Genomic DNA, 13,097 nt, shown 5'->3' with positions numbered 1-13,097 from the left:
TCTATACAGATAGACAATAGTTTTGGTTAAATTAACCATATGTAGAAATGATAATATAATTACGTGTAAGAAGAAAGTAAGAAATTTTGCAGCACGCTTTGGCTTTAAGTATACATTTGGAATAAACTGTACTGTGTTGTTTCTTTTGGGCAACCGCCGCTAAAGGAAAATACATATGGCGTGGACCTTTTGAGATAGATATAGTTATGTAAAAATGATAGCAAGGAGGTCAGGGCGTGTTTAATGATTTTAAGCTTGTGGATGATCGTCCAGTTTATATGCAAGTAAGGGATTATTTGAAAGAGATGATTAGGAAAGGACACCTGTTGGAACATCAGAAGCTTCCGTCAACCCGTGAACTTAGTAAATTATTAACGATTAGTAGAAATACTGTTCTCACGGCTTACGCAGATTTAGAACAAGAAGGTCTAATTTACGCAATTAAAGGAAAAGGAAATTTTATAGGGAAAGTCGAAAAGTTCAAACCGCCATCTATAGAACTTCATTGGAAAGAGAGGCTCAATGAAGTGACATTATTAGCTGACGAACTAGACTTAATGAAGCAAGATGTTTTATGGGAAAAAGGCATAATTTCATTCAGTAGTATTGCCCCAGAAGAAAAGCTTTTTGATGTCGAAAATTTTAAAAGGGCTTTTCTGACTCGAATGTCCATTGAAGGGGATATTGTGTTGAATTACGGCTATGCAAAAGGTTATAAACCGCTCATCGATTACCTTCTTCACTATATGCAATTGAAGGGTGTAGATATTTCCAATAAGGATATTCTTATCACGAACGGCTTCACAGAAGGTTTGGATATTTTATTATCTTCCTTAGCTAAAAAATCCGGACGTGTTCTATGTGAGAATCCAACGCATTATGCCGCATTAAAGCTTTTCCGCTTACATGGGTTCGACATTCACGGAATTGACATGAAGGATGATGGCATTGACATCAGTAAAGTTGAAAAAAGTTTATCTGAAGCGGCTTTTGATTTTGCCTATCTCATCCCGTCTTATCATAATCCAACTGGAATTGTGACCTCATCTGAAAAGAGGGCTGAAATCATTAAACTATTTTCGACATATCAAATCCCTATTGTGGAGGATGGTTTTAATGAAGAATTACTTTATTCAGGCGCACATTTAGCGCCGTTAATGACTTTGGTCGGCCCAGGTAACCAGGTTATTTATATTAGCAGCTTTTCCAAAATTCTTTTTCCAGGCTTACGTGTTGGTTGGATTTTAGCAGATAAAGAACTAATCCACTGTTTAGAAAGTGTAAAAAGGGCACGTACTATTCATACATCTACACTGGATCAGGCTGTGCTTTATCAATATTTGCATGATGGCTATTTCGAAAGATACTTGAAAAAAGCTAAAGCAGTATATAAAAAAAAATATGAACTAGCCCGACAAGCATGCATTCAATACATTCCCTTTAAAAGAATGACAGGAGATGGCGGTTTACATCTCTTTATAGAACTTGCAGACGAAATAAATGCACGTACGCTTTTAAAAAAGTGCTATCAACAAGGTGTTGTTTTTTATCCTGGAGATGTTTTTTTCACCGATAGAGGAGGAAGCAACACATTTCGATTGGGATTTTCCCGGTTAAATGAAGAGGATATTGTCCGTGGAATTAAGATAATCGGTACGACCTTAAAAAATGAATTAGAGGAGTTGAAAAAATGAAAGTTGGCGTTATTATGGGCGGTGTTTCTTCAGAAAGACAAGTGTCTCTCATGACAGGTGAAGAAATGATTACCCATTTAGATAAGGATAAATACGAAGTTGTAGCTATTAAACTAAATGACAAAATAGAGCTGATTGACAAGGTGAGAGATATTGATATTGCTTTGATAGCGCTTCACGGCAAGTTTGGTGAAGATGGCTCAATTCAAGGTGTACTTGAAACCTTAGATGTACCATATACCGGAAGTGGCATGCTATCAAGCGGTATTTGTATGGATAAAAATATGTCAAAAAAAATTATTCGCTATGAGGGCATTCAAACACCAGATTGGCTTCATATTTCGGATATGAAAGAGCTTCAGATGGATGAATTAGATAATATGGGCTATCCGTTGGTGGTAAAACCGAATTCAGGCGGTTCCAGTGTAGGGGTAAAAATAGTATACGATAAAGATTCATTACTATCTTCAGTGGCAGACGTATTCAAATGGGATAGTGAAATCATTATAGAAAAGTATATAACAGGCGAAGAAATTACATGTTCTATTGTTGATGGAAAGCTGTTACCGATACTTTCAATTCGACATACAGCGGCGTTTTTTGACTATCATGCAAAATATGAAAATGCCACAACGATTGAAGAGATTGTAGAACTTCCAGCAGCAATACATGAACGGGTCGCTAGGGCTGCAATGGTCTGCTATAGCGCCTTAAAATGCACTATTTATGCCCGAATTGATATGCTCATAAAGGATGGAATTCCATATGTCATGGAGGTCAATACATTGCCGGGAATGACGAAAAATAGCCTACTGCCAAAAAGCGCTCATGCAGCAGGAATCACCTATACCAAGCTGTTAGATAAAATTATTGAAAGTTCCTTACAGGTTAGGAGAAGCGAAGATTATACTATTTTATAGAATAATAGCTTAGACTTTGTAATCGTTAAAGGTAGCTAAATAACCTTTTCGGTCTAAATATTTAATAAAGAATGGCAAAAGGTAAGAATCGGATTTAAAGATATAGAGATATTTTTTCTTCCACTATCCAGGGTTTTAGGAAAGAGGACTATTAAGAAAACGCCATTTTGATTAAATTTTTCAAAATGACGTTTTTTATTTCCCGTAAAATATTTGTTCGAGAGAATTAGTAATCTTATATGTGTCAGAAGTGAAAAAGCAAAGTGCTTGCCATCTATATCCGATGTTTAAACCGATACGTTGTCTTTAATCAGATTTCCAAACATTTTGGTGTTATGCCTTAGATAATTCAATAAATCCTTCTCCAAACACATCTCGTACATCGTGAATGGCAATGAAGGCATCCTTATCTATTTCCTTGACAATCTTCTTTAGCTTTACAACTTCCTGTTTACTAATGACAATATAAAGAATTTCTTTTTGCTCCTTCGTATAATAGCCATGGCCTGATAGGACCGTCACGCCTCGATTCATAAACGCACTTACTTGGCCGGCAATGGCCTCCGGTTTTTTTGAAATAATCGTAACTGCCTTTTTAGGATTCACACCTTCAATAACAAACTCCATCACCTTTGTACCGACATATAGCATAATAATAGTTAGCAACAATGCCTCTGTCCCGATAATAAAATAAGATGAGAAAGCAACAATTAAATCAAAAAATAATAAACCATAACTAATACTCCAGCCAAGATATTTGTTCGTGATTCTAGCTAAGATGGTAGAACCCGCTGTTGTTCCACCAACCCTTATTATTAAGCCAATGCCTACACCAGCAAATACCCCGCCGAAAATGGCATTCACAATAATTTCATTTGAAGAAATGGACCACGTTTCTGTCAAATGTAAAAAAAGTGAATGGAACGTTACGGCAATAATCGTATAAATGGTCGTTTGCCTATTTAAAAATTTATATCCAACCACTAATAAAGCTGCGTTTAACACAAAACTTACAATACTTGGCGACCATCCAAATAGATAATAGGCGATAATTGTTATACCAGTTACGCCGCCTTCACCTAAATCATTTGGAATAACAAATAAGTTAACTGCCAGCGCAAAAAGCAGCGACCCGACCATAATCATTAAAATATCCAAAATGTATTTCTTCACTACATGACACCACCATAACATAATTGATTTTTTCTTAAGTACATACTATATCAAGTTCTATTCATTTTATATACTGTTGGAATGTTCATTTGTGATAAATCAACAAGTGTGAGTAAGTATGTTGTTAGTTTTAACTAAATGAATCCATGATATAAGCATTAGATACTAGAAGTTTTAATAAAATAATACAAAAACTAACAATATAATAACATACCTTTAATAATTTTCTAGCCAAGGAGGGGGCTATATAGCAAAAAATAATTGATTGCTGGGTGGGATGCTATGCACAATGCTAGTTTCAATTTAAGTTTTAATGCCATAATCACTGAACTTGATCTTAAAGCATATAAATGGATATAAAAAATTTGCACCATTTCCATAACTAATTGATAGGTAGGGACGGTGATGTTTAGCATGTCTAGTTATTTACTTGGGAAGATAAGATGTTTTTCTTACAGATATGTTGACGGATTTCAAAATAACGTGTTATTATTATCTCGAATTCAAGATAAATTAATTTGAGATAATATTTAAAGCAGGTTAAGAGCTTCAAGTAACTAGTCATTGGAAGTTTGGTATTGTGGTCAATTGGAAAAAATATACGAGAGAAAAAATTAGTTAGTCATGAAAGGCGTTGTCAATATGAACAAACATACAGCAGGTATTCACCATATCACAGCCATTGTGGGGCATCCACAGGAGAATATTGATTTTTATGCAGGTATTTTAGGCTTACGTTTAGTTAAACAAACGGTAAATTTTGATGACCCGGGCACATATCATCTTTATTTTGGTAACAAAGGTGGTAAACCCGGTACGATTATTACGTTCTTTCCATGGGCAAATGCTTATAAAGGACAAATTGGCGATGGTCAAGTCGGCGTAACAACTTATGTTGTACCTGAAGGGGCACTACCTTTTTGGATAAATCGTCTTGCGAAATTTGCCATCCCATTCAAAAAAGCGGAGCGCTTTGGTGAACAAATTATTCAATTGGATGACCCACATGGACTTCAATTAGAAATCGTTGCACGTGCAGAAGGCGATATAAACGAATGGTCATTTGGTGAAGTTACATCAGAGGTCGCGATTAAGGGATTTGGTGGTGCAACGCTTTATTCAAGTCATCCTGAAGAAACAGCCAAGGTATTAACGGGTGTAATGGGGCTGGAAAAAGTAGCAACAGAAGGCGAATATACACGCTATAAATCAAGTGCAGATATTGGAAATACTGTAGATTTAAAAATAGTATCAGGCTTACGGGGTCAAATGGGTGTAGGGACAGTACATCATATTGCATGGAGAGCTAAAGATAATGCGGATCACTTAGAATGGCAAGAGCATGTAATGAATTATGGACAACATGTAACGGAAGTAAAAGACCGTAATTACTTTAACGCCATTTATTTCCGCGAACCCGGTGAAATTCTATTTGAAATTGCGACAGATCCTCCAGGATTCTCACATGATGAGACACCTGAAACAATGGGTAGCCAATTAATGTTACCCTCTCAGTATGAACAGCAACGTGAACAGTTAGAAAGAACATTAATCCCCATCAAAGTGCGTTCGCTTGATTAAGTGATTTGCGGAAATGTTGATTTAACAGCATTTCCGCATGTTCTATTATTATAAAATTCTTGCTATATTCACTAAGTCTTCATTTGTTAAAAGGACATCAGTCGCTATTACATTGGCAGCCACTTGGTTTTTATGCTTTCCTCCTGGAATAACGGCATCAATACCCTCTTGTGCTAATAACCAAGCAAGCGCTAAATTGGGTAATGTTGTTTGATGCTTCTGAGCGATTTCCTTTAATGCCTCTACTTTTGCTAACGTTTGTTCAAATAGCTCACCGTGGAATAAAGGATTTGATATTCGCCAGTCTCCTGCATCTAATCTGAAATCTTTTGTATAGTTACCACCAAGTAGCCCATAAGCAAGCGGACCGTATGGAATAAATGAAATATCATGTTGAATACAGTAAGGCAATAGATCTTGCTCTGCTGAACGGTTTAACATATTGTAAGGAGATTGTAAAACTGAAATATCATTATGCACATTGGCTTCTTTTAGTTGATCTACTGTTACATTTGAAATTCCTATTGCTCGAATTTTCCCTTCTTCTTTTAGACGTGATAATTCACCAATCGACTCAGCTAGCGGAGTATCGTTATCTGGAAAGTGTAAGTAATAAAGATCTACATAATCCATTTGAAGACGTTGCAAGCTATTCTCGAGTGCTTGGCGTAAATATTGTGGATCATTATCTACTGTGACTGATCCATCTTCAAACCAATGCTTAGCTCCCTTTGTCGCTAACACGAAATCCTCTCTGCGATAATTTTTCAGTACCTCCCCGACAATTTCCTCGGAACGTCCTTTACCATAAATGTCTGCTGTATCAATAAAAGTTATCCCTAAATCAAGTGCAGCGGAGACTAGTTCCTTACCATCCTGTTCATTTAAGTTTTCAAATAAGTTATGTCCACCTACAGCATTTGTACCAAGACCAATTTCTGAAATATTGATCGTTGTTTTCTTTAACGTATGAAATTTCATCATCCTACCTCCTCGTGTTTTCTATAATCAGCATAGAGCAAAAAAAAAATTTTTACCAACACAGCTACATGTTGTTTCGAATATAGAAACAAAAGCATTTTCATTGTAAAAAAAGGAGAAATTGTAAATGAACATCTTAAGTTATCAGATAATTAATTTCTACTGTCACTTGTTGACTTGCCTTCACTAATTTTTTTACATACGAACGAATGGCGTTTTTTTTAATTTGTTCGGTCGAACCATGGAAAGCAATTGCTCCGATTACTTCTTTATTACGATAAATTGGAACTGCAATGCAGCATTTACCTAGATTTGTTTCCTCATTATCAACCGCATATCCTTGTGCTTTAATGACCTGTAAATGAGGAACCAATAGTCCGTAATCATAAAAAGTTTCTGGTGTATAGGTATGTAGCTCCATAGTATTTAACATTGCTTGTTGTCTTTCAGGTGAGAGATGAGCTAATACTACTTTGCCAAGGGCACTCGAATGCATAGGTGTTCGAGAATCGATGGCATGAAAAGCAGGTTGCTCAAAAGGCTCCTTAATTACATTTTTTATGACCATCTCACAATCTTCTAAAATACCAATATAAGTGGTTATTTGTTCTTGCCTTGCTAGATGATAGGGGGCTACAAGAGAAGCCCATTGGATATCATTATGCCAATATAAATGCTCATTTCTAAAAATATGAGAATTTAATTGGTAATATTTATTATATTTTGTAACATAATTCATTTTTTCTAGTGTATAAAGCATTCGAAAAACAGAAGTCTTATTCATTGATAGTTCTTCCATAATTTCAGTTAAGGTAAGCGCATGTTTTTCACGTAGTAAATCCAAAATTAAAAGGCCCTTTTTTAATGTTGATACTTCATAAGACTCCATTATGTCTCTCCTTACTTTTGAATTAGCTTAGTTAATCGTAACAAGTTTAAAACTCATCGTATTCTTTCTTCTAATATATTACAAGAATAGAAAAGTGGCTTTAATCTCTGAAACTTCGTCTTTCGCTTTCAACATAGGCTGCTATTTAAATCAATTTTGTTCGACCTTCCATTAACATGCTGAACATGAAGCGGCACATCTAAAAAATATCTACTGATTAGTAGTGCAAAAAAACGGAATTACCTTATAATGGAAACGTAAAAGTTGAAAGGAATGATGAAAATGAGACAGAAACAAAAAGTGATTGAAAAGTAGAGTATCAAATTCTCTTTTCAATCAACTATTGCAGAATATTAATTGAAAAGAGGGATTTTATGTACGCTGAAGATGGATTAACCATTAGACCAATTAAACAAGAAGATTTACCTCGCTTATGGCAATTAATTTATAAAGACGAGCAACCAGAGTGGAAACTGTGGGATGCACCCTATTTTCCTCATGTACCTATGACTTATGAGGATTTTATACCAATGAGTGAAAAATGGATAAACCGTGAGGATTTCTGGGTGATAGAAGTAAATGGTATTGTAAGAGGGGTTATTTCATACTATTGGGAGCACGAGCCTTCTAAATGGCTTGAAATGGGTATTGTATTTCACGAAGCTAATACGTGGGGAAAAGGTTTTGGAACAAAGGCGTTGAAGCTCTGGATAAATCATTTGTTTTCTACACTCCCTATTGTACGAGTAGGGTTTACTACTTGGTCTGGTAATGAACGAATGATTCGTGTGGGTCAAAAACTTGGAATGCAAATGGAAGCACGAATTCGTAAGGTTCGTTATTATAACGGTCATTATTACGATTCTATCCGAATGGGCATTTTAAGAGAAGAGTGGTTTAATATGAAATTCGACAGCTATTAATGTGCATCCCCCCTTATCCTGTTGTTACAAATTATCAATAAGATAAGGGGAATTAATCTTCAAGCAAGCATATATTACCTATACCGTTATTCAATTTCCTTACATGCCCAAGCATCGATTTCAACTTTAAAGGTTGGTGCAGCTAATGCGACTACATAAATCATTGTTGTACACGGTAGGTGATCTCCGAGAAAATCTTTTATAATCTGACGTCTCTGATTGGCGTCATTTTCTCCGACAAAATAAAAAACTAGTTTGGTCAAATCTTGAACCCCCATGTTAGCCGATGTAAGATTTTTTAGGATATTGTCTAATGCTATCTGCATCTGTTCTAAAGAATCTTCAGGTACTGTTCCATCTACGCTCATCCCTAATTGTCCAGATAATGTTAGCCATCTAGTTGGCCCAGTTACTTCAATTTGGTGGACATAAGGAGCCACTGGAGGGTGAATGTCCTTTGGATTTCTTGAGGTTTTCATAGAATCATCCTTTGCTGATTAAACTTTTTTATAAAAAAACATTCACATTCGAAGAAGAATAACGCCATTTCGATTAATCCTTTGTCAAACAGCGTTTTTAGCTATATAGTTAAAATAGGTCTGTTTTTACTTATTCTTTTGGATTATGTGAATATTCTTCTAATTATGGATTTTTTAGCTGTTAAGCTCAATGGTTTATCATTTTTTGAAAGTATATAGCATAAAAAATATTTGTTTAGATATCAAAATATATTTTCTACTTTCCTATTATATATGTTAATGTATCTCACGATAAATGAACAAATCAAACCGTAAAGGCAGAGAAGCCGTTTTTTTGAAGGGTGTGAATGCATGGTTGATTTTTTTCGAAGTAATGGATTTAAACGTTTTATTATTCTAATAGGGGTCGCAGTTGCACTATATCTGATGTGGAGTATGATCAATCTTATTCTGCTTACATTCATTATCACCTATCTGATGAATGAACTCTCTACTGGTGTGACTAAAAGGCTCAGACGAATCGCACCGATAAATGAGAAAGCTGTGATTGTTACTCTTTACCTTCTACTTGTAGCGGGTATTGTTGCTGTTATCTATAAGTATTTACCAGTCGTAAGTCAGCAAATTACACAATTGTTTAATCTTATTGCAGCATTTAACCTCAATCCGAATGATAATGAGATTGCGAGGTATTTGGCTCCAACTTTCGAGAAGATTGAGCTAGGTAAATATTTGGAGCAAGGTGTGGACCTCACACTTACAAATCTCACGAATATTGGTAAAGTTATCATGCATGTGTTCATCGCACTGATTTTAAGCTTGTTTATTCTTCTCGAGAAAAAACGCATTACGGAGTTTACAGCGAAATTCAAGGATAGCAAGATTGGTCCACTTTACGATGAACTAACGTATTTCTGCAAAATATTCGTTCGGTCGTTCGGTAAGGTCATCGAAGCACAATTTGTTATTGCAGCTGTGAACTGTGTTGTATCTGTTATTGCGTTGTACTTCATGGGATTCCCACATTTGATTGCATTAGGAATCATGCTCTTCATACTTGGATTGATTCCTGTCGCAGGCGTTATCATTTCATTGATTCCGCTCAGTATTATTGCCTATAGTATCGGTGGATTAATGCACATAGTCTATATTCTAATCATCGTTGTAGTGCTACATGCACTTGAGGCGTATTTCTTAAACCCGAAGTTGATGTCGGCAAAGACGAATCTTCCAATTTTCTATACATTTATCGTGATCCTCTTCTCGGAACATTTCCTAGGTGTCTGGGGACTAATCATCGGGATTCCACTGTTCATGTTCCTTCTCGATATTCTGGGTGTGACGTCTGCTCCAGAGGTAGATTTGCAGAAAAAAGTTGCAGTTCAGGATAATAACGGCAATCAAATTGACTAACATTGCCTCATTCTAAAAATGGAAGCATCGCTCTTATGCGCATGCTTTCATTTTATTTATTGGTATTGTGTATTTTAAATTTGCCTATATTGGTTTGTATGAATTGACGTAAATAATAGAATATAATGTAAACATTGAGCGTTTTTGTGTATAATAAATATAGAAATTACTATCTTGTCCTATTAACAGAAAGGGGTATTCAATTCATGAAAAAAAGATTACTGAAGCTTTTATCGTCTGGATATGGATACTCTACTGCTGTTTTTTTCTAGAATCATTTTTCAAGGGAGAAGTGTGCCCAAAAAATGATAAAAAGGAAGTACAGTAGAAACTATTAAAAGGCGAGGTAAATAATATGAAAAACACTAAAATCATTAGAAAAAATCCACAGGGAATGCCTAATCCAGTAGGGAATTACACGCATATTACGAAAATCCCTAGAAATTCAGAGTTATATGTGACATCGGGTCAAATTGGATTAGATCAAAATGGTCGAATGCCACATAGTATGAATGATCAAATCACAAATACTTTTCATAATATTAAGGTAGTATTGGACTCGGAAGGTTTAACAGCTGAAGGCATTATTAAAGTGAACATATGGGCAATAGAAAAAATTGATTGGGACTACTTGTATGCTGAATGGGAAAAACTATTCGGCAATGACTATCCAGCAATGACGATTGGCTATATTTCGGAGTTAGGTTTACCAGAAATTCAAATAGAAATAGAGATTTGGGCAGCAAAAGCATAGTAACACACCTCATCCAATCCATGGGAACGTATTGTTTCCATGGATTGTTGTAGTTATCGGAGATTTACCAAACGTTTAAATGCTCTAAAGAAATATTTTAATGGAAGAACATTGTTTTCTTATGAAAAATAAGGAAAATATCTTTAGTGTGTGATATATTACATATTACTAAAATGTGTATAAAATGTTTATGGGGGTCGGAAATGTTGGATCAATTGCAGGTAAAGAAAACACTTAAGCGTACTTTTGTGCGTGAGGAAGCCTACACGGTTTTAAGAGATTGGATCGTAGATGGAACCCTAAAACCAGCGCAACAATTGCGCGACAAGGAATTAGCAGAATTATTAGGTGTGAGTCGTACGCCTATTAGAGAAGCATTATTACGGTTGGAGGATGAAGGATTTGTACAGACCAAGCCTAATCGTTCAACTACTGTTTCGCCTATTTATGCTCATGAAGTATTACACCTCTATTCGATTGGTTGGACGCTAGATCGATTGGCTATGGAACAGTCCTTTGAGAAAATTGGGGATGAGCATCTGCAAAGGATGGAGAAAATCAATCTTGAACTTAAAAAAGCAATAGAAGAGAGAAATCAATTAGTAGCGGTAGAGTGTGATAATGAATTCCACTCCACTTATATAGAAGTTTCTACAAATGAGGAATTGAAACGAATACTGGAAGGTATTAAGCAAAAGCTCAAACGAGTAGAATTATATTATTTTGATGAGGTAGAGGATGTTCATTTTTCTTACGAGGAACATAATCTGATTATAACTGCACTAAAACAAAGAAACTTACCTTTAGTTCTTGATGAAATAGAAAAGAATTGGAGACAAAGTTTTTCTAGAATTGAACAGCATATATTTTAATACAAGATAAAGAAGATAGATAAGTTCACAAAAGCTTTCAATCAATAATCATAGTTTATTTGGGCCATAGAAATGGAAATTTTGTAGAAAGAGAGCAAAATTATTTAATGGACAAAATTAAGAGTTACTTAAAAGAATTTCATCCAATTGTTCATATATTAGTATTTGGAACTGTTTTAATTACTTTAACAAGCTCAATGAGTATGCCTTTTTTAGCAATTTTTCTAAGTCAGTCTGCAAATTTAGATTTTGCTACTATCGGGTTTATCATAGGTGTAGGTCCTTTAGCAGGTACTTTCTGTGGATTGATTGGAGGTGTCCTGTCAGATTTTATTGGAAGAAAGAAATTGATGATCCTCTCTTTGATAGGGTTAAGTATTGCTTTTATTGGTTTTATTTCTACCACGAATATTATTTTTTTATTGATTTTTAGTATAATCAGGGGAATTGCGCAAGCTTTCTTTGGAACGGTATCAAAGGCATTAATGGCCGATTTAACACCAGATAATAAAAGATATAAAATGTTCGCTAATCGATATTTAGCTTCTAATCTTGGTTACGCGATAGGGCCTATGCTAGGTGCCTTTTTAGGAATTGGGGGCAGTACGATAGCATTTATCTTAACATCCTCAATTTATGTCATCTATGCAGTTGTTATATACTTTATGCTTAGAGCTATCAAGGACTCTAAGCATAACAATGGAGCTGTATCGAAAGATAACATGAATGTGGCTCTCTTATGGCATACCTTACGTAGTGATGTACCCTTAATGTTATTTATTATAGGTGGCATCTTATTAACGACTGTACATGGTCAAATGTCAGTAACACTCTCTCAATACCTACAGGCAAATATTATTGATGGAGTAAAGTTATTTGCGATATTAATGAGTGTCAACGGATTTACCGTACTTATAGTGCAAATTCCGTTAACCAGATGGTCAGAGCGTTTTACTTTAATTCAAAGAATTGCTTATGGCTGCATGCTATTTGCAGTTGGAGAAATCGGATTTGCCTTTTCTACTATTTGGATTGCCTTTATTATTTCGATGTTTGTATTTACTTTAGGTGAAATACTGGTCATTCCTGCTGAATATGCTCAAGTAGATGAGATTACACCACAGCATTTAAGAGGTACTTATTATGGAGCTCAAAGTTTAGGGGAGTTTGGCAATTTCTTGGGTCCCTGGTTCGGAGGTATCTTGTTATCTACGTATGGCGGGACAACCATGTTTTTATTTATGGCTTTCATATCTTTATTAGGGATTTACTTCTTCTATGTAGGGAAGCGAAGCTTTAACAAAAAGATGCAGGTTTAACACGTAGAAAATTACTTTATAGAAATATGAAATATGTATAAAGACTGAAAATTCGATTTACAATGTAGGCGAACTTTGAAAGGAGGAGGTCATTATGAC

12 protein-coding genes are annotated in these 13,097 nt (G+C 35.3%); 8 read left to right on the top strand and 4 right to left on the bottom strand.

Features of this window, described 5'->3' with window-relative positions:
* Positions 1-236 precede the first annotated feature (236 nt).
* Positions 237-1,694, top strand: coding sequence for a PLP-dependent aminotransferase family protein (locus tag ACOMCU_RS14350; RefSeq protein ID WP_421050536.1), 1,458 nt, complete (start codon positions 237-239; stop codon positions 1,692-1,694).
* Positions 1,691-2,614 carry a D-alanine--D-alanine ligase gene (locus ACOMCU_RS14345; RefSeq protein WP_010860528.1) on the top strand — a complete coding sequence of 308 codons (924 nt, stop codon included), beginning with the start codon at positions 1,691-1,693 and terminating at the stop codon, positions 2,612-2,614. Before ACOMCU_RS14350 ends, ACOMCU_RS14345 begins: the two co-directional genes overlap by 4 nt.
* A 333-nt stretch (positions 2,615-2,947) precedes the next feature.
* Here ACOMCU_RS14345 and ACOMCU_RS14340 read toward each other — a convergent pair whose 3' ends face one another.
* The gene (locus ACOMCU_RS14340) at positions 2,948-3,787 is read right to left on the bottom strand and encodes a YitT family protein (protein WP_010860527.1); all 840 of its coding nucleotides are present in this window, start codon (positions 3,785-3,787) and stop codon (positions 2,948-2,950) included.
* A gap of 642 nt (positions 3,788-4,429) precedes the next feature.
* Here ACOMCU_RS14340 and ACOMCU_RS14335 point away from each other — a divergent pair.
* Positions 4,430-5,368: a ring-cleaving dioxygenase gene (locus ACOMCU_RS14335; RefSeq protein WP_010860526.1), complete on the top strand. Its 939-nt coding sequence runs from the start codon at positions 4,430-4,432 to the stop codon at positions 5,366-5,368.
* Positions 5,369-5,416: 48 nt separating this feature from the next.
* On the opposite strand, the gene ACOMCU_RS14330 is transcribed toward ACOMCU_RS14335, so the two are convergent.
* Positions 5,417-6,349 (bottom strand): aldo/keto reductase, encoded by a 933-nt coding sequence (locus ACOMCU_RS14330; RefSeq protein ID WP_010860525.1) that lies wholly within the window; start codon positions 6,347-6,349, stop codon positions 5,417-5,419.
* Positions 6,350-6,485: 136 nt separating this feature from the next.
* Positions 6,486-7,238: an IclR family transcriptional regulator gene (locus tag ACOMCU_RS14325; RefSeq protein ID WP_010860524.1), complete on the bottom strand. Its 753-nt coding sequence runs from the start codon at positions 7,236-7,238 to the stop codon at positions 6,486-6,488.
* A 374-nt stretch (positions 7,239-7,612) separates the two neighbouring features.
* Here ACOMCU_RS14325 and ACOMCU_RS14320 point away from each other — a divergent pair, with 374 nt between their 5' ends.
* Positions 7,613-8,161: a GNAT family N-acetyltransferase gene (locus tag ACOMCU_RS14320; protein ID WP_010860523.1), complete on the top strand. Its 549-nt coding sequence runs from the start codon at positions 7,613-7,615 to the stop codon at positions 8,159-8,161.
* Between the two features lie 86 nt (positions 8,162-8,247).
* Here ACOMCU_RS14320 and ACOMCU_RS14315 read toward each other — a convergent pair whose 3' ends face one another.
* Entirely contained in the window at positions 8,248-8,640 is a 393-nt protein-coding gene (locus ACOMCU_RS14315; protein ID WP_010860522.1) for a RidA family protein, read from the bottom strand.
* 351 nt (positions 8,641-8,991) lie between these two features.
* Between ACOMCU_RS14315 and ACOMCU_RS14310 the strand changes: the two genes are divergently transcribed.
* The 4 genes from ACOMCU_RS14310 (at position 8,992) to ACOMCU_RS14295 (ending at position 12,998) form a co-directional block, all read left to right on the top strand.
* Positions 8,992-10,053, top strand: coding sequence for an AI-2E family transporter (locus tag ACOMCU_RS14310; protein WP_010860521.1), 1,062 nt, complete (start codon positions 8,992-8,994; stop codon positions 10,051-10,053).
* Positions 10,054-10,408: 355 nt separating this feature from the next.
* Positions 10,409-10,807 carry a RidA family protein gene (locus ACOMCU_RS14305; protein ID WP_010860520.1) on the top strand — a complete coding sequence of 133 codons (399 nt, stop codon included), beginning with the start codon at positions 10,409-10,411 and terminating at the stop codon, positions 10,805-10,807.
* 203 nt (positions 10,808-11,010) lie between these two features.
* Positions 11,011-11,679 carry a GntR family transcriptional regulator gene (locus ACOMCU_RS14300; RefSeq protein WP_010860519.1) on the top strand — a complete coding sequence of 223 codons (669 nt, stop codon included), beginning with the start codon at positions 11,011-11,013 and terminating at the stop codon, positions 11,677-11,679.
* 107 nt (positions 11,680-11,786) lie between these two features.
* Positions 11,787-12,998 (top strand): MDR family MFS transporter, encoded by a 1,212-nt coding sequence (locus ACOMCU_RS14295; RefSeq protein WP_010860518.1) that lies wholly within the window; start codon positions 11,787-11,789, stop codon positions 12,996-12,998.
* Positions 12,999-13,097: the final 99 nt, after the last annotated feature.

Source organism: Lysinibacillus sp. UGB7, from assembly GCF_049058285.1.
Taxonomy (GTDB): Bacteria; Bacillota; Bacilli; order Bacillales_A; family Planococcaceae; genus Lysinibacillus; species Lysinibacillus sphaericus_B.
Note: the sequence above shows the minus strand (reverse complement) of the source record. Positions and strands in the feature narration are given on the sequence as shown.